The organism is Novosphingobium sp. BL-S-33, from assembly GCF_056857025.1.
This window is the reverse complement of record NZ_CM166475.1, coordinates 1,711,309-1,730,131: the sequence shown is the minus strand read 5'-3', so window position 1 is coordinate 1,730,131 and position 18,823 is coordinate 1,711,309. Positions and strand designations below refer to the sequence as shown.

10 protein-coding genes are annotated in these 18,823 nt (G+C 64.2%); 6 read left to right on the top strand and 4 right to left on the bottom strand.

From position 1 onward, the window contains the following. Complete coding sequence (locus tag AC1VVM_RS24135; protein ID WP_482956765.1) at positions 1–1,707, bottom strand: ShlB/FhaC/HecB family hemolysin secretion/activation protein; 1,707 nt, start codon at positions 1,705–1,707, stop codon at positions 1–3. A 707-nt stretch (positions 1,708–2,414) separates the two neighbouring features. On the opposite strand from AC1VVM_RS24135, the gene AC1VVM_RS24130 reads away from it, so the two are divergent. The 4 genes from AC1VVM_RS24130 (at position 2,415) to AC1VVM_RS24115 (ending at position 10,479) form a co-directional block, all read left to right on the top strand. Continuing rightward, positions 2,415–5,282, top strand: a complete 2,868-nt coding sequence (locus AC1VVM_RS24130; protein WP_482956764.1) for a TonB-dependent receptor domain-containing protein — start codon at positions 2,415–2,417, stop codon at positions 5,280–5,282. Positions 5,283–5,292: 10 nt separating this feature from the next. Next, positions 5,293–6,690 carry an alpha/beta hydrolase family protein gene (locus AC1VVM_RS24125; RefSeq protein WP_482956763.1) on the top strand — a complete coding sequence of 466 codons (1,398 nt, stop codon included), beginning with the start codon at positions 5,293–5,295 and terminating at the stop codon, positions 6,688–6,690. A 47-nt stretch (positions 6,691–6,737) separates the two neighbouring features. Beyond that, a complete protein-coding gene (locus AC1VVM_RS24120; protein WP_482956762.1) occupies positions 6,738–8,984 on the top strand; it encodes a carboxylesterase family protein in 2,247 nt (748 codons plus the stop codon). Between the two features lie 172 nt (positions 8,985–9,156). Beyond that, entirely contained in the window at positions 9,157–10,479 is a 1,323-nt protein-coding gene (locus AC1VVM_RS24115) for a DUF1214 domain-containing protein (protein WP_482956761.1), read from the top strand. A gap of 35 nt (positions 10,480–10,514) precedes the next feature. Here the strand turns inward: AC1VVM_RS24115 and AC1VVM_RS24110 are convergent, their stop codons facing one another. Beyond that, on the bottom strand, positions 10,515–11,852 hold the full coding sequence (locus tag AC1VVM_RS24110; protein ID WP_482956760.1) for a twin-arginine translocation signal domain-containing protein: 1,338 nt from the start codon (positions 11,850–11,852) through the stop codon (positions 10,515–10,517). A 150-nt stretch (positions 11,853–12,002) separates the two neighbouring features. Between AC1VVM_RS24110 and AC1VVM_RS24105 the strand changes: the two genes are divergently transcribed. After that, the gene (locus AC1VVM_RS24105) at positions 12,003–13,058 is read left to right on the top strand and encodes a serine hydrolase domain-containing protein (RefSeq protein WP_482956759.1); all 1,056 of its coding nucleotides are present in this window, start codon (positions 12,003–12,005) and stop codon (positions 13,056–13,058) included. 180 nt (positions 13,059–13,238) lie between these two features. Further along, positions 13,239–14,423: a hypothetical protein gene (locus AC1VVM_RS24100; protein ID WP_482956758.1), complete on the top strand. Its 1,185-nt coding sequence runs from the start codon at positions 13,239–13,241 to the stop codon at positions 14,421–14,423. A 1,419-nt stretch (positions 14,424–15,842) separates the two neighbouring features. On the opposite strand, the gene AC1VVM_RS24095 is transcribed toward AC1VVM_RS24100, so the two are convergent. Further along, entirely contained in the window at positions 15,843–17,123 is a 1,281-nt protein-coding gene (locus AC1VVM_RS24095; protein ID WP_482906208.1) for a replication initiator protein A, read from the bottom strand. A 583-nt stretch (positions 17,124–17,706) separates the two neighbouring features. Beyond that, on the bottom strand, positions 17,707–18,771 hold the full coding sequence (locus AC1VVM_RS24090; RefSeq protein ID WP_482906207.1) for a ParB/RepB/Spo0J family partition protein: 1,065 nt from the start codon (positions 18,769–18,771) through the stop codon (positions 17,707–17,709). Positions 18,772–18,823 lie beyond the last annotated feature (52 nt).

Here is an 18,823-nt window from a genome sequence, read left to right as displayed (position 1 = left end):
TCAGACGGTCCGCGTCAGGCTGAACAGAAATCTCGCCTTGTTATCGTAATTGGGAGATAAATACTTGACAGGAACCGCGATTTGTGCAGACGCGACCCACCCCTTGATGGGCATCACGCGCACCCCGCCTCCGGCCGTTGCCAGCGAATAATTGGTCGCGGGCAAGAGATAAGCCGGTCGGGCAAAGCTGCGAGCCACTGCGCCGTCCGCATAAGTGAACAGTGTCAGGGCGTGCTTCCCCTTCTCCTTGCCGGCAACCTGCCAGGAAAGTTCGACTTGTGCGGCCACGCCCTTGTCGGCCGTGGCCACTCCGGCGGGATAGGCAATGCCCGCACCGTCACCGCCGAGCGAGAACCGCTCGGTCGTGGCCAGCAGGTCCTGCGTGTATTGTCCGCGCACGGTCGCCTGGATCGAAACCGACTTGGCAAGTTGCTTGACCGCAGTCCCTTGCAAGTTGGCCTTGCGGAAGCCGGTTTCCGAATAGCTCTCCAACGGCCGCGCACCCAAAGCGTCCAGCCCCTGGCTCAGGCTCAGCGACACGGCATAGCCGCCGGTCTTGTCGATCTCCGACCACGATGCCCCCAGCCGCAGTGCGCGGGTGCGGAATTGGCCGAAGGGCGTATCGAGATAATAGTTGTCGCTGTCGGTACCATCGAGCGCGGCCTGAACGGTCAGGTTCTTCCGATAGGAACGGATCAGCGGGTGCGAGATGGCGATCCCCAATTGCTTGGCCTCACCCAGGATGTCGGTGCCCTTCGTGCGCGTGCGGACATAGGCGCCGCTGACGCCAAGCGTCGTACCGTTGCTGCCGATCGGGGTGGCGTGGCTCAGCGTGTAGAACTGATAGTGGTCCGGCTGAAACGGAAGGTATCCGGAAACCCGTGTGACGTCCCCTTCGCGCAGGAGCCCGTTGACCGTGACGCCCACTTGCGCCTGAACGCCGGACACCACGTTGACCACGCCGCCATTGTTGATGTTGAGCGCGACTTCGACCTGCTTGCGCTTGACCTCAAGATCGAGCGCGACCTCGTCAGGCTTGGCCGTCGTCTTCAGCTTCGCCTCGACCGTCTGGCCGGGAATGTCGCGCAGCAGCGACAGCGTCCGTTCGAGCGAGGACTTGCGCGTCGGCGTCTCGGCCATCAGGCGCGCGAGGTGCTTGCCGATCAGACGGGTCGGCGTGCTCGACGATTGTCCGTTCAGCGCATAGCTGACGATCCGACCTTCGACCGCGCGGATGATCAGCACACCGCCGGTCGGCACTTGCGGCGGAATGGTCACTGCATAGAACGCGATGTCGCTGCGGGCATATGCGGCGCTCACGGCGTCCGCGATTTTTTGCAGGGTGTCTTTGTCCAGCTTCGATCCGGCGAACGGCGCGACCGAGGTTTGCAGGACACGCGGAGGCAGGGTGCTGCCTTCGAACCGGACCCGCCTCAGCGCCACCGCCGTCAAAGCGGGGGCGCCTTTCACTTCGACCGTCGGTGCCGGCGTTGCGGTGCGGACAGGTGCGCCTTGCGGAACGATCGGTTCGACCCGGTCGATACGCCCGCGGTCGATCGTCGGGACCGGGTTGGGCTGTCCGGGGATCTGGGCCCGCGAGGGCTGGGCCGGCAATGCACCCAGCGTCAGCGCGGCGAGCAGGAGCCAGACCGCACAGTGCCTCCGGATGCGGAGCGACGAGACCATATGGCAAGCTGAGCTGAACATGCGAAATGTCATTCCTGAGGGTTCGGCCGGGGCGAGCGAGCAGCGTCTGAAACACGCCGCGACGACCGCCCTGGTCTGCTTTTCCGCATCAGAATGAGATCGTTAGGTTCGTTGTGCACTTCGAAGTGAAGTCGTTCCGAGGGTAACGCCGCATGGCACCCCCGCAGCGCTTCCCGGAAGGGCGATCCGGGAACGGGCCAATGTCCGCACGGCACGCAAAGGGGGTCTGGAAACGCGGAAACCCGCACAAATGCCTACGCAAGGCGTCTTTCCGCCCCGAAGGGAAACGCACTTCCAGTAATGGGAGTAGCGGCGACGCCCGACATGCGAACATGCGTAATTCAGCCATTTTTCCGGGCGGCGGAACCAGATCAGGTCAATATGGCACCGAACATTCGCCGCGAGGGGCGCTGCGCAAAGGCCCCTCGATCGGTGCGCGCGAATTGCTTTCGCAAACGGACCCAGATGATGGAGGCTTCGGGCAAGGCGGTGCCTGAACGGCTTCAACTCGTCCGGGTTCATCTCGCCACGGGTCCGGTCGGAGGCACGCAAGGCGGGATTACAATCCTGCAATGCGGTTCTTATTCACGGCCGACCAAAACTGATATCCGGACAGGTCCGCTCCCATGCAATTACCGGCCCGAACGTTTGGGTGACAACGCGCCGGTTCGGCGCGCGCCGCGAATGATATTCGGGAGGATCTAGAAATGAAGTCCAGGTATCTGGTTTGCAACCTGCTGCTCGGTGCGAGCGCCCTTGGCCTGGCGGCGCCTGCCATGGCCCAATCCGCCGATGCACCCGCTGCTGCCGACACCGCACCGCAGGCCGCCAACCCCGCGCCTTCGGTTCCCGATATCATCGTTACCGGTTCCCGCGTGATCCGCAGCGGCGCGGCGAGCCCGACCCCGCTGACCACGATTTCCACTGACTCCCTCATGGTCGCCTCGCCCTCGGGCTCGATCTCGGACGCGCTGAACACGCTTCCGGTGTTCTCCGGCTCGCGCAATTCATTCAGCAACCCCGGCTCGAACGCGACCGGCGTGCAAGGCGGCAACGGCGCCGCCAACGTGCTCAATCTGCGCAACCTTGGCGCCACGCGTACGCTGGTGCTGTTCGACGGCCACCGTATTCCGCCCACGCTCTACAACTCGTCGGTCGACGTCGACCTGATCCCGCAAGAGCTGATCCGCAGCGTCGATATCGTCACCGGCGGCGTCTCGGCAGTCTATGGCTCCGACGCGGTTTCGGGCGTGGTGAACTACGTCCTCAACCGCAACTTCAACGGCTTCCAGGCCCATGCCGAAGTCGGCATCTCGCAGGAAGGCGACGCGGCCAACCGCGACATTGGCGGCGCGTTCGGCTTCAAGGTCGGATCGCGCGGCCATTTCGAGGCCAGCGTCCAGCACCGTGAAAACGACGGCATCCTCAACCGCGCCTATGACCGTGACTGGGACAATCTGGCTGCCGTCCAGGGCGGCGGGACGACTGCCAATCCCTATTACCTTGCGACCAATGTTCGCCTCAGCAACTACGCATTCGGCGGCTACATCTCCTCGAAGGGCGTGCTGTCGGGCCAGCACTTCGCCTCGAACGGCGTGCTCAGCGCGTTCGACCGGGGCACGCCGACCGGATCGTCATGCTGCCAGATCGGCGGCGACGGCGCCTATCAGAACAGCTCGATGATCTCGCCTTTCCGGGGCACGCAGATCTTCGGCCGCTTCGATTATGACCTGACGGACGACATCCACGTCTACGTGCAGGGCGCGGCCAACCTGAAGAAGAACACGTCCTACACCGGGTGGAACCAGCTTGCGGGCCTGACCTACAGCACATCCAACGCCTTCCTTCCGGAGGCTTATCAGGACCAGTTCGCCGCTGCCGGGCAATCCACTTTCACGATGAACCAGATCTGGTCCGGCGCGCCGCGTATCGAAGCGCTTTCGAAGACCCGACAGATCTACATGAATGCCGGAATCGAAGGCTCGCTGGGGGGCTGGAAGTGGGATGCCACCTATACCCACGGCACGTCGCGCCTGAAGACGACGATCAGCAACCTGCCGAACGCCCAGCGCCTTGCCGCCGCACTCGATGCCGTCGTCGATCCGGCGACCGGCAATGTGGTCTGCCAGGCCAGCCTGACCAATCCCACGCAGTATGGCGACTGCGTGCCGCTCAACATGTTCGGCCCCACCGCCAGCAGCCAGGACGCGCTGAACTATGCGCTCGGCAGCGTCGAATTCCTGACGCACACGAACATGGATGCCGCCGACGCAGCGATCAGCGGTTCGGCGTTCGATACCTGGGCGGGCCCGGTCAACGTCGCGCTCTCGGCCGAATGGCGCAAGCTGTCGTTCGATGCCTCCAGCACGGCGACCGCGAACGACCTCGCCGATTGCACCGGCCTGCGTTACAACTGCACGGCCACGACCACGCTTTATCCGACCACCTTCCCCAACAGCGACACGGTTTCGCAGAGCGTGAAGGAAGCCGCGATCGAAGTGGAGATCCCGCTGCTGAAGGACGTGGCCTTCGCCAAGTCGCTCGCGCTCAACGGCGCCGCGCGTTACACCGATTACAGCACCAGCGGCAGCTACGCGACGTGGAAGGTCGGCGGAGTCTGGGAGGTCAACAACGACCTCAAGTTCCGCGGCACGATCTCGCGCGATATCCGCGCACCTACGCTTTATGACCTGTTCCAGCCGGAAACCGTGGTGACCGGATCCTTCGTCGACACCAAGGATCCCAACCATCCGGTGACTGTCTATGTCCCCTCGATCAACAACGGCAATCCGGACCTGAAGGCGGAAGTCGGCCGCACCTACACTTTCGGTGCCGTCTACAAGCCGCACTTCATCCCGGGCCTGACGCTGACCGCCGACTACTACCACACGGTGGTAAGCGATGCGATCACCACGGTTCAGGGCTTCAACGCCGCGATCCAGCAGGCCTGCTATGACAGCAATGGCACTTCGCCCTATTGCTCGCTGATCCAGCGCGACGATAACGGCAATGTCACGGCCTTCTATATCAAGCCGCAGAACATCTCGAAGGTGCGTACCTGGGGCATCGACGGCGAGCTGGACTACAACACCTCGCTGGCGGGCCGCGCGCTCGGTCTGCGCGTACTGGTGAACTACCAGCCGCATATCTACTATGAACAGCCGGGTGTGGCGACGATCGATCAGGGCGGTGCCGGTTGGGGCCAGAACGGCCTGATGCCGAGCCCAAGCGTGCAAGTTGCCGGCTTCCTGAGCTATCAGGTGAGCGACGGCGTCAAGGTTGACCTCTTCGAGCATTACCGCAACGGTTTCCGACGCAGCGGCGTCGAGAGCCAGGTCTGGCTCGATCCTCACGTGAAGAGCTATGCGACGACCAACCTGACGGTGACGTTCGACACCGGTTCGGCGCTGAAGATCGCCAACAGCTCGTTCTACGTCAGCGTTTCGAACCTCTTCAACGCGACGCCGCCGCTCAGCGGTTATTACAGCGGCACCACCTCTGCCGGTCAGGCCTACGAATTCTCGGACGATCCGACCGGCCGCGCCTTCCTTGTCGGCTTCCGGATCAAGGGCTGAGACGGCCCTCATGGCGAGACGTCACAAAGTCGCGCTTCTTGGCGGGCTGGCTCTGCTGGGTTTCCAGCAGGTGCCGGCCCGCGCGGAAACGCCGGAACCTTCGGGGCAGGCGGCCGGAGACGCCGCGACCAGGACCACGTTCGTGCACCTCGCCAAGGGTGTTCCCGGCGTGCTCTACGAACCGGCATCGCCCGGCCCCAAGGCCGAGACGGCGATTTTCGTCATGCATTCCTCGGCCGATTACCTCAGCTTTTCGGCATGCACGGAACTGTCGCGCCGGGGCTACCGCGTGCTCTGCGCCAACAACAGCACCAGCAAGTCAGGCGCATCGAATGACGGCATTCTCGATTCTGTCCTGATCGAGGCCAAGGCCGGGGTCGCATGGCTGCGCCAGCGTCCCGGCGTGAAGCACGTCGTGCTGCTGGGCCATAGCGGCGGCGGTACGGTGATGAGCGCATACCAGTTCGTGGCAGAGGGCGGGCTAAAGGCCTGCCAATCCGCCGAAAAGATCTGGAAATGCCCGGATTCGCTGGCGAACCTGCCCCCGGCGGACGGCCTCATGCTGATCGATTCCAACTGGGGTCTGGCGGCGATGACGCTGTTCAGCATCGATCCCGCCGTCCGGAACGAGACCAGCGGCCTCGCGCTCGATCCCAGGCTCGACATGTACAACCCGGCCAACGGGTTCAACGCATCCGGATCGCATTACGGCGCGGCGTTTACCGCCGCCTTCCTCAAGGCCGAGGGTGCGCGCAGCACCGCGTTGACCCGGCAGGCCGAGACCCGCCTCGCCGCGATCGAAGCGGGCAAGGGCAGCTATTCTGACGACGAGCCTTTCGTCGTGCCGGGCGCAATCCTGCTGGGCAGTAACAACCGATTGTTCTCGCAGGACACCCGCCTGATGTCGCACACGCAGAAGGCATGGCCGCTGCTCCACGCCGACGGCAGCGTGACCACGCAGGTCATCCCCAGCGTGCGCGTGCCGCAGAACACCCGCAACCAGAGTCCCTCGCTGATGCAGGGCGCGCTCAAGACCTCGGTGCGCAGCTACCTCAATTCCTACGCCATCCGCACCGGGCCGGACTTCGGCTATGACGAGACGTCGGTCCGCGGCGTGGACTGGACTTCGACGTACGCCAGCCCTCCCGGCAACGTGCAGGGCGTGTCCGTGCCGCTGCTGGTCATGGGTATGACCGGGCACTGGGAATACCTCGCCAGCGAAACGATCTACGAACTGGCACATAGCCGCGACAAGTCGATCGCTTTCGTCGAAGGGGCGACGCACATGTACGACACCTGCAAGGCGTGCGAGCGCCATCCCGGCGAATTCGGCGACACCCAGAAGACGACGTACGACTACATCGACACCTGGCTGAGCAAACCCGGCCGCTTTGCAGCGGCACATTAATGAGAGCCGCTTTGCGGTCGCGAAGTGAACGACGAGAAGGATTGAAGATGCGCTTGAAGCTCGGCCGCTGGGCCTGTCTCGCCACGGGGGCCGCGCTCATTGCTATGGCCGGTGCGGCCTCGTCCCAAGCCCTGCCCGCCAACACTATGCCGACCAGCATCGGCCATGACCGCCAATTGCTGATCGCAGCCCTGCCCGCGAAGGACAAGGCGCACGGCCTGACGGTCACCAGTCCGGCCTTCCCGGCGGGCGGCGACATTCCGCTGGCCAGCACGCAATATGGCGACAACCGCTTCCCCGGCCTCGCGTGGTCGAAGGGCCCCGCAGGCACGCGCTCCTATGTGGTCGTGGTGCAGGGCATGCTGGCGGCGGACGGCGCTCCGGAAGCGGGAACCAGCATCCACCTCGTACTCTACAACCTGCCCGCCGGGACGACCGCCCTCCCCGCCGGAATGACCGAGGCGCCCGGCGGCGCGGCTTTCGGGCCCAACGTCCACGGCGCGGGCGCCGCCTATGCCGGACCGCACACGCATGACGCCGCCCGCCACGCCTATCACGTGCAGGTCTTCGCGCTCGATACCGTGCTGTCCGGCGATCTTGGCGGTAATTTCGATGCGCTGAAGCAGGCGATGGCAGGTCATGTCCTTGCCTCGGGCGATCTTGTCGGCTTCGCCTCGAAGCCAGTCTTGCAGAGCGCAGGCACACTGGCCGCGACCACGCCGATCAAGGTCGAATCCGGCCAACTCACCGGCGCCGCGGGCCGGGATCCCGATATCGCCGTCTACAAGGGCATCCCCTATGCGGCGCCGCCGGTGGGGCCGCTGCGCTGGCGCGCGCCTGCCGCCCCGCTCGCATGGAACGGCGTGCGCAAAGCCGATACCTTCGGCCCCGCCTGCCCCCAGCCCGGCGGCGAAATGGCGCGCGGATTGCCGCAGAGCGAGGATTGCCTTGATCTCAATGTCTGGACCGGCGCCGCGCCCGGAAGCGGTGAAAAGCGCCCGGTCTACGTCTGGATCTACGGCGGCGGCTTCATCGGCGGCACCGGGGCCAGCCCCGAATTCGACGGCGAGGGCCTTGCGAAGAAGGGCGTCGTCGTCGTCACGTTCAACTACCGCGTCGGCGTGCTCGGCTTTTTGGCGACGCCCGAACTGAGCAAGGAATCCGGCCACGCAGCTTCCGGCAATTACGGCCTGCTCGACGATGTCGCCGCCCTGCAATGGGTCCAGCGCAACATTGCCGCGTTTGGCGGCGATCCTGCCAAAGTGACCATCGGCGGCCAATCGGCGGGCGCGGGATCGGTGGGTTTCCTGTCGATGTCTCCGCTCGCGAAAGGCCTGTTCCGCGCCGGCATCGCCGAAAGCCACGCTCGCTATCCGCGCGATACCGAACTGCGCTATCTCTCGGTCTCATGGCGCCCGCTCGCCACGGCCGAGAAGGCGGGCGAGAAATATGCCGCCCAGCACGGTGCCAGATCGCTGGCCGAACTGCGCGCCCTGCCCTGGCAGAAGCTGATCGAAGGCAGCTCCACGATCGACGCCGATGTCGAAACCGGCAGCGACGGCAAGCCGCCTCTGTTCCGTCCGGTGGTGGATGGCTGGGTCATCCCGCAGTCCTACTGGGACACCTACCAGTCGGGCGGTCAGAACCAGGTTGCCTATGTCGCGGGCAACAACAAGGACGAGACCGGCGCCGTGCCGGAAACCGCCTTCGCCGCCCTGCGCGCCAGCAAGGCTCCGCCGCGCGCCGGCATGCCGCAGACCAATGTCACCGTGGCCCTGTTCGAGGCCTCCGCCCGGCGCAAATTCGGCCCGCTGGCAGGCGAGTTCCTGCGCCTCTACCCGGCCACCACGGACGAGGAGGCCGCGCTCCAGAACAACGCTGCCGCGCGCGACAACTCGCGGATTTCCACGTGGCTGTGGGGCACGTTGTGGCGTAAGGCTAACACGCTGCCACTGCACACCTACTTCTGGACGCATGCCCAGCCCGGCCCCTCGCACGATACGCGCGGCGCCTTCCACGGCTCGGAAATTCCCTATGCGTTCAACAGTCTGGACGCGGTGAACCTGCCGTGGACCGATGAGGACCGCCAGATCGCGGAACGCATGTCGTCCTATTGGGCGAACATCATCAAGACCGGCAACCCCAACGGCCCCGGCCTGCCCGATTGGCCTGCCTATAGCGCACAAGTCCCGCAAGTGATGGAGCTGGGCGACCACTTCGCCCCGATCCCGGTCGCCAGTCCAGAGAAGATCGACTTCTGGAAGCGCTTCTACGCGACACAGCCAGCCTGGTAATACGCTGACAGGCCGTCCGAAATCGCCCTCACCGGCATTTCGGACGGCCGGTCTGTTTTGCGCGGTTCATGTCCCCATGGCCAAGATAAGGCCCGATCGCGACGCCCGATCCGCTGGCGTCGCCCCGCCCGCCCCATAGACTGCCCGGAACAGATTTTGCCGGGAATCCATCATGCGCGTACTCCCTGTAATGCGAACCGTAGCCTTGATCGCCCTGGGCGGCGCCCTGCTCTCGGCCGGATCGAAGTCGATGGCGGAAAAGCCCTCTGCCCCGCCGCCGCCCCCCCCACCTTCGCCCGCCGGTGAAGCCGTTCCCGGATGGAATGAATTCCTCGACGGTCTGCGCGACTTGCCCGACCGGATACTGGCGCGCCTGCCCGCCGAGCAGCGATCCGATCCGCAAATCCGGCAGGAGGCGGCGCGGCTTGCCCTCTCCGCCGTCACGGCGGCGGGGATAGATGCGCTGGCCTCCGATCCGGACCGCCCGACTTTCGTGCCGCAGCTCAACAATTACCTGACCACCGGACAGCCCAACGCCGACACCAATTACCGCTCCGCCAAGATCGCCCCGGGCGGCGTCTACCGGCTGCGCGGCCAGCGCGGCTCGATGAATCAGGCCCGCATTGCCGAGGCCGGCCCTCGACCGCCGCAGACGCCCGGCACCGTCAACCTCGGTGCGCCAAGGCCGGTGCATGACATCGAACTGCTCAAGGTCGATGCCGCAGGCCGCTACGACGTGATCCTGAGCCCAACGCGTCCGGAAGGCTACACGGGGGACTGGTGGCAGTCCGATCCCACCACCAACATGCTGCTGGTCCGGATGGTCGCATCGGACTGGAGCGCCGAGAAGGAACCGACTCTCTCGATCGAGCGTCTGGACGTCCCCGCGCCGCGCCCTCGCCCCTCGGCCGAAGTCCTGGCCGCACGGCTGCGCGCCATCCCGCAGGCCGCAGGCTTCATCGCCCCGCTGCTGGTCGACCGGCCCCAGAAGCTTCGTGCCGAAGGCTTTGTGAACAAGCTGAAAGCGGTGGACATGAGCCAGATGGGCGGCCTTGCCGGGCAGTTCTATTTCGAAGGCGCCTACGATCTGAAGAGCGATGAGGCGCTTCTGATCGAAACCACGCAGCCGGAAAAGTGCCAGTACCAATCGCTAATCCTGACCAACGATCTCTACGAAACCACCGATTGGTACAACAACCAGAGCAGCCTGAACGGATCGCAGCTCCACAAGGACAGCGATGGCATGGTCCGCATCGTCGTCTCCGAGAAGGACCCCGGCGTGCCCAACTGGCTCGATACGGCGGGCTTTGCCACGGGCGTAGTGCAGGGCCGCTGGATGGAGTGCTCCAGCCAGCCCGTCCCGACCGTTCGCAAGGTGACGCTGACGGATCTCGCCAAGCTCCTGCCCGCAGGCACGCCCAAGGTCACACCTGCGGAGCGGGACAAGATCGTGCGGACCCGGCGCTCACAGCTTCAGGAGCGCCCGCTCTGGTAGTCTGAACGGAAGCGCGGGCACGAGACCCGCGCTTCTCACGCCGCCGAGCCGGACGGATCGCCGCGCAGCACGCGTTCCAGAAACAGCTGGAATCCCGCTGCCGTCACCGCAACATTATGCGCATCCACGCAGCGCGCGTCGTCCTGTGCCACGTGATGGAAGCGGTGAATGCCGAAGACCCCGGCGACCGCTTGATATCCCGCGCCGATCACTTCGTTCAGCTCGCCCGCCGACAGGACATCGCTCGGGTACGGGGTTTCCAGCCCCACGTGCCCCGCGAAACTGCTGCGCGCCAGTGGCAGCAGCGATCGGCTGACCGACAGGAACCGCTGCGGATCGATGCTGGGAAGCGGCTGCATCGGCCCCGCCGCGTCGTGCCAGTCCCTTCCCGCGACGTTGGCGCCGAGATGAAGCCAGAAATGCGTTTCGGCAGGTTTCGGCGCCGTCGCCTTCAGCGTTTCGGCAGCGCCAAGGTTTTCGTACTCGTGGCCGCTGTTGCAGATGAAGGCGAGGTTGTGGTCCTGCGCCGCCTTGCTCGCCCACCGGGCGAGCCATAGCCATGTCGCGATCCCCGGCCCGCGCTCTGCCGCGCATCCATACCATCCCGATCGCGGTGTCGAGACGGCGAGCCAGCGGTCCTTGCCGCGATCGATCCGTCCCACGAAATTGAACGCCGGGCGGCGACCGCCGGTGCCGACGAGATGAAGCGTCGCCGCTTCCCGCTGTGCCGCCGCTGCCAGAAACGGCTGCGCATCCTCGGGCGCGAGCACGGCGACGGGCCCCGGGAACATCGCTTTGCGGCCATCGGCATTGAGCGCGATGACTTTGCCCGTCGGCCCGTTGGTGACGATGATCGCCGCCTTCGCGCCGGCGGCAAACGCGGCGAGAACCGGCTCCCTGATCGGCTTGGCCAGCGCGGTGGACCAGCGTCCGAATGGCAGATCGATGAGGGCGATGGCGCTCTCCAGCGGAAAATCGGACCGCCCGGCGGGATCGACCCGCACCACTGTCCCGGTAACGCCGTCCGGGCCCGTCGGGGTAACGATGGGCTGCGGCCAGACGGGCGCCTTGGCCGTGCCGGAGGTCAGTTCACAGCGCTCTGCGCCGAAAAAAGGCGTCGACACGTCCTGCCGCTCTACCGCAAACCCCAATCGCTGGAGTTCGGAGGAAAGCCAGTTTCCGCAGGCAATGTCGCCCGGGCCGCCGGCTTGCTTGCCGCCGAAGCCGATATATCGGGCAAGATCGGCCGCGACCGTGTCGGTGGCCGCCCTGATCTCGGTCATTGGCACGAGTGACGGGATGCCCGGCAATGCCGCCGCTGCCGGAAGGGCCGCGCTGCCCGCCAGAAAGCTGCGCCTGCTCGTCTCATGCATCGTGCGATCCTCTTGTTCGTCCCCTTCCGCTCTCCGGTGAGGTGGCACCGGTCATTCTACAGGGCCTTTTCAATGTCAACCATATCAGTAGACAATGTATCGGATCGCCCCTTATAAGCCGGACGCGAGAGAAATGTGCCGGAGGCGAGAATGCGAATTCGTTCAGGTATCAAGGTATTGCTTGCAGCATCCTCGATAGCAGCACTGATGCCTGTGGGTGCCGCGCCGGCATGGGCAAAGGGCGCCGACATACCCGAGGCGGCAGCCCCATCCGCCGCCATGACCCGGGTTCTCGACTATGTGCAGAGCCAGAACAGCACCGGATTTCTGGTAATCCAGGACGGCCGGGTTCTGGCCGAAAAGAACTGGCCCGCGCCCGAGGGAGACGCCCAATATGCGCTCTTCGTCTACGGACACGACACGCACGGCGCCTTGCTTGAAGACGTCGCCTCGCAGCAGAAGAGCTTCGTATCCGTACTTGTTGCCATCGCCGCCGACAAAGGGCTGCTGGACGTGACCCGTCCGGTCTCGGATTACATTGGCAAAGGCTGGTCCAAAGCAACGCTCGAGCAGGAAGCTGCGATCCGCGTCATCGATGTGCTGACGATGAGTTCGGGCCTCAATGACCAGTTCGCCTACGCGGGGCCTGCCGGTACGACGTTCCACTACAACACCCCGGTCTATGCGATCACCAAGCGCGTGCTTGCAGCCGCAGCGAAGCAGCCGCTGGACATCATTACCCGCGATTGGCTGACAAGCCCGCTCGGCATGCATGATACGACCTGGCGGAAACGCCCGGCAGCGCTCGCGAGCGTCGGCAACGATACCGGCCTCGTGACATCTCCGCGCGATACGGCGCTTTTCGGCCTGATGATCCTGAATGGCGGGCTGACAAAGGAGGGGAAGCGTGTGGTCTCACAAGCCGGTCTCCAGGCGATGTTCACGCCTTCCGGGACCAATCCGGCTTACGGCAGGCTCTGGTGGCTCAACGGCAGCCCCTTCACGGTAAAGGCGCTGGCCGGCCGCAAGGATGGTCCGCTGATCCCTGCCGCGCCGTCGGATCTCGTTGGAGCTCTCGGCGCCTTCGACCGGCGGCTCTATATCGTGCCGAGCAAGAAGCTCATCGTGGTGCGAACCGGCACGACCGCTCGCGATACCGATTTCGACCAGCAATTGTGGTTGCGGCTTACGCAGGCGATCGATTGATCCGATGAGCCCCGGCTAGCCGCTGACCTTTTGCTGGAAGAAGGTTTGCTGAGAGCGGACGCGGCGCTATAGCCTCATTTTTGTTATCGATAGTGTCCCGGCAATTGACATAAGTAGGTGTATAGCTATCTTCGAATAGCTATACAGAAACCACATCCTTTTGAATAAAAAGGGATTTGTTTGGATAAAATCCCCGAAAGCACCGCAGATCGCGATGCTTTGACTCTTTCGGCTCTTTTCCTGGGTCGTATCCAGGGGGCAACCCGGTTGTTGCCGGAACCATGCTTGCGAGTGCTGGCAGCGCGCATCATTCGCGAAAGCCTCATCTCGGCCCTCCGGCAAGAGGGCCATTCCTTCACCGATCAGCGCTTCCACGAATGGTTCGCGGGTTTGAAGACGCTGAGCGATGATCCAGGACACAATTTACGCCCTGCCAGGGCCATCTGCCAAGCCATATTGACGGAATTTTCCCACAGTTCGTGGCTACATCTCGCTGAGGCGGCGCAAAATTTGACGCGCGCGTTCATGGCGCCCGCCGACTTCATCCGCAGCGGCCACGAAGCGATGCACGAAGATCTGAACGCCCTTGTAGCGGAAGCACGCCGTCTGCTCGCCGGCATGGATCCACTCGAAGACGAACTCCCGTTCAGGGCAGTCTCGGCGCTTTTCAAGGCTGTCCGGACGAATGTGTGCTTTGGGCTGCAAGAGGCGGGTCTGAAAATGATCCACGGCCCGGAGCGAAGCTTTGCCCACGAAGTCCGCGTGCCGGAGAATTCGCGCTGGGCACTCGACATCCTTGCCGGCGAGTTCCTCTCATCACCTCAGGGGCTGCCATTGGCCTTCCCGCTTCCGTCGCTGGTCCGGCTCTCTGCGCCTTGCGGCTTCCCCTATGAGGACGTGTCGGATCCCCTCACCCCTTCCCACTGTGACGACGCGCCGGCCGCTCTCCGGGATGCCTTGTGGCAGCTCGACCGTATGCTGGGCGAAGCGGCCGAGCAGGTTGATCTGATCCGCGAGCAATCCGGCGGCAGACGTTCCAGCGGACGCAGTACGCCGGTCCTGGAATTCCTCGCCGGGTTCGGCCCGCTGCGCAGTGCGCAGATTGAACAGCTTGTCGGCGCATCCCGGCTTGGCGTGCGGACCATTCTGACGGCGATTGCCGAAATGGGGCTGGTCGCTTCCGAGGCTTCGCATAATCGCACCTTCATGTATCGCTATGCCCCGTCTGCGCAGACCGTATCCGGTCAGAGTGAAGGGGCTGGCGAGTTTGCGTTCTCGCGCGATGCGCTCGATGAGTACGAGGCCTCGATGAACGCCATCGATGAACTGCTCGGCCGCACGTCCGGCTCGGCCGACAAACCTTAGGACAGAAGTGCGGTCGCCATCCGGTTTGAATGGTGGCTCCTGCCCGCGGCTCCTTCATCCAGGCCCGCTCCTCCCTACAGGCGAAGTGTCAGCCCGTAGCGCATCGGGCACAAGCGGCCGCGGTGAACAGGCGGAGGCGGAGGCCCTGCGATGAGTCATTTTGGCCTCATGTGATGCCGAAATGCCATTTTCTCTGCGTTTTTGCCCAAAAAAAAGGCTCCCTCAGAGCCTCGTACAGAGCAAAGACGGGCGTTCCCCGACCCAGAGTTCATCGCGAGCGCCACGGAGCTGTAAAGGGCCTCCAAGGGCAATTTGGCGCATTTCGGGTTTTGTTCGCACTGCTGCGCACAAAAAAAGGAGCTTGAGCGCTTTCTGCGAGTCCAAAATGCGCTCCCGGTCGTCCGAGTGGGTCTGCAGCGGCGATGGGGATCGGAAAGGACCTTTGAGGCTTCCATGACGGCATGCGATCGATGATGGCGCAAGGGCGAAGGCGTTCCAGTTCCCTCATCGCGTTGTGGGCGCGGAGGTCATGTCATGGTCCGCGTACGATCGGCAGGGCACAAGTTTCAAGACGCTCGCAATGGAACGGGCGGCAGGCGAACGTGGTGCGATGAGCAGGCGGGGGATGTGAGGCCTACTTTTTTCAAGCAGCCGGCGCAGTGACAGGTACGCTTGGTCTCGCTGGGAAAAGGCAAACACGTTTGGCCGGTTTAGCGACTGGTCCGCTTCGTCCGCCCGAAAGAGCCTGGCCGTGTTCCGGGAGTGTCGCTAGCGGCGCGCGGCCGAGCGATGCTGACAGCATAACGTGAGGTTTGATTTGCAGCCGATATCAGGGGCTGGGCCGAAGAGCTTACGTTGAAACACGCAGTGCTTGGCCCAAGGCGATCAGAACCACCCGACGTTCCGGAGTTCAGCGGCCTCACCGTCTGATTGAACCCGGGCGGCCAGCCCTATGTTTGGGCGGTTTTGCGCACGCTCGCCGTAAAGCGCCCTTCCCTCTGTCCCAAAAATACCGAAGCTTCCGGCAGTTAGAATCTCATTTAGGGATTCTGTTACAAGGTTACAGGCCCAGATTGCTCCCGAAAGCCACGGGACTCCGATGAGTCGCGAATTTGGGCTGTTCCCGAAAGGACGTGCATCCGTTCCTGGAGTGTCGAGGCAGGCGTTCCCGGAGTGTCGAAGGGGTGTTCCCGGAGTGTCGAAGGGTGGGGTTTTCCTGTTCCCGTAGTGTCGATGGACCGTGAAAAGCGCCCGGTTTGGGTGCGAGGTTGAATTACTTTGCGCGCATGCTTCGCAGAGAAGGTTCAAATCTCGGAAGCCGTCCCTTTCGAGTGAAGCGTCGCGGACATCGATCCAATCCTGACGCGACACTTCGGGAACGGCCCCCCTTCCCTCACCTGACCTGAATGCCGGGCCCGCTTATCCGCGCAGCGAGCGGCCGTTCTTTTCGTGATGGCGGCGGACCCAACCGACGAAGGCGCGCTGCCAATCGGCAGGCGTCCGTTCGGGGCTGGCCCCGATCCAGCGTTCGAAATCCGCGTGGAGTGCATGGAGATCCCAGCCCGGGCACTCGCGGCGCAGAAGCGTGATGGTCTCGTCGGTCATGAACCCGCGCGTTGCGGCATCGGACAGACCGACGATGGTGGTGCGGATGAGTTTGCGGGCATCCACCACGTCTTCGGGCGCGTTCCCGCCGGGAACGGCCTCAGCGGATGATGGCTGTGCGCGCTGGCTGTCATCAGTGCCGCTTGGCGAGGCGGCCCGTTTCCCCGGGGAAACCCGCTTGGCCGCGGCGACCTTGACCGTGGGATCGGCAGACCCTTCTTCCGCCGCGGCCTCGGGCAGCACCATTCCGGCGCCGCCCTTCCCGTCCACCCGGCGCATCCGCAGCATGGGCTCGCCGTCCTTCGCGGTCTCGACCGCAAGGGCATAGCCCGGCAGTTCGTCCTTCTCGGCGAGCTTGAGCATCTCGAACTTGAAGCGGCGATATTGCCCCTCGGCACCCGACTTTTCGAACAATACGGGCATCGAGATCGCGAAACCGGCCTCCCCTGCCCCGCCGGCGTGCTTGCGCGCGACGCGGTAGAGCCAGCGTTCGCGGCCGCCGGTGATGTCGAAATAGGCGCGGTCGATCGAGAGCACGCCGCCCTTCATCATCACGCCTTCCCAGAACCAGTTGGACAGCTCGATCGTCATCCCGCGTGAGCGTTCGGTCCGCTCGTCGACCAGCTGGGTCCAGCCATCGAGCCAGGAGAATGTTGCCTCGCGGCGGTTCTCGGCGCGGATGTTGGTCTTGATGGTTGTCGAGACGAGCCGATCGAGCGCCTGACCCAGCAGTTCGTAGGCCCGCCCGGTGGTGGGGCGGCCAATTGCGCGGAGCAGGTCGTAGGGCATGAGATGGAGTTTGCGCGGGACATCGTTGGCGCCGCGCCGCGACATGTCGGCAAGCATGCTGGCGCAGTAGATCAGGATGTCTGCATCCCAGATCGTCGCCATTCCGTAGTCCGGGTTCGCGCTGACATGGACCCAGAGCTTTCCATCCGGGCTGGTATAGTCGATCGGCTTGACGCGCTTCGATTTGGCCAAGCTGAAGAAGGGGCGTTCCATCATCTCGCGCTGATCGCGCAGCGGCATGTCTGCGACATAGGGCAGGAACATGTCGAATTGTTCTGAGGCCGTCTCCGGCTTTTGGCGGCTCATGTTCGGATTCCGACTGGCAAGTGGACGTGGCTTTGCATTCTTGAAGCTTCGCCGGTGGTCTGTTTCCCCAGGGAAACAGCGTCGCGGCGAATTTCGGTGATTCTCGCCATCATGACGGGCACGCAAAGCAAGGGCAAATCGGCGCCGCGCGTGCCTGTGAAGAACTCGGAAGGGCAAGGTGGATGTGAATGGACCGGATCCGTAGGCCGGTCACGACCGAAGACGCTAACGCGGGGGTGACGGGTGCGGGCTGCCGGTTGTGTTTCCCCGGGGAAACAGGGGCTCGTTGAGCATGCTGGCATGCTGAACGGGCGCGGCAGGGCTCACTGGAGAACAGTGGGCATCCGACTGCTTGCAGGATAGGAGAGAAGGGGGAGGGGTGGCAGAGCACAGCTGCAGCGGTGCCGCTCGTTCACGGCGGTGGCACTTACGCCGGTAGTGTTTCCCCGGGGAAACAAGGAGCAGGGCAGGGGAAACGAAAAAAGGCGGGAGCTTTCGCCCCCGCCTTGTGTGATCACCCACCCGTAAACGTTTCAGATCGCTGCGCAGCCGATGGCCATGCAGCTTCTTCCTGCCGGTCAGGTCAGGGACGCAGGCCTTTGCCTTCGCCATCGAGCAAGTCGAGTAATTCGCGCACGGCATCGAGCACTTCATCGCGCGTCGCGCCCGAACCGGCATGAAGGCGCAGCGTTACGCCCTGGCGGTTGCTCGATTGCACCGAGGCCATGTGGCGACCGTGCCGCGAAAAGACCGACTTCGGTTCCGGACGAACACGATCGGCTTCCGGCGCGGCCAGCAGCGTTTTGATGACGTCGGCGGCAGGAACCGAAGGGCGCCCGCCATTGCGGCGGCTTGTCTGTTCACGGGCAAGCCGCTGGGCCTCCTTGCGGATCGCGGGAGACTTGGCGCTGTCGTCCAGTGCCTGCGCCAACGGATAGGCAGGCTTGAGCTGAACATCGGCAGGGGAGGCGAAAGCATCGAGGATGGCGTCCGGAATGGCCGCGACCTTGAGCATCTTTGACAGCCAGCCCTTGGAGAGCTTGAGCCGCTCGGCCATGCGCGTCATGTGGTTGCCGTAGTGCTGTTTGAGTGCCTCGGCATAATTGCGAGCGCGTTCGAGATCCGAAACGTCCTTGCGGGCGCGGTTCTCAAGATCGGCAAGCCGGAAAGCGGCCTCGTCGTCGAGCTGGACGACTTGCGCAACGAAATGCATCTCCGGATAGGAATGCGCACGCAGCCAGGCCACCGACCAGTGGCGGCGGGTACCGGCGATGACTTCGAAATCGTGGTCCGGGTCGCCATCGATGCGGCGGACCACGGCCGGGACTTTCTGACCGCCTTCGGCGATCATCGAATCGATCAGCTCGCGGCACGATTCCTCGGTGAGGTGGGTATAGCTGCGTGCATTGCCCGGCCAGGGGCGGACCCTGGCAGGATCGAGCAGAAGCTGCGTGACCTGCCGGACTTCGCCGCTGGCTACGCGGGCAAGCGCGCTTTCACGGCCGAGCAGCGTGGTGCCACGCGCGCGTTCGGCCCGCGGGACCACCGGAATGGCCGCGATATCCGTGGCTTCGGCTGCCGACGCGGTCGGTTCGATCTCTTCGTCGGAGAGCAGCGCGGCGAGATAGTCGGATTGCTTGCGGGCCATGGGCTTACCTCGAAGGACGCTCTGAGAGGGCAGGGGTATCGGAATTTAAAAA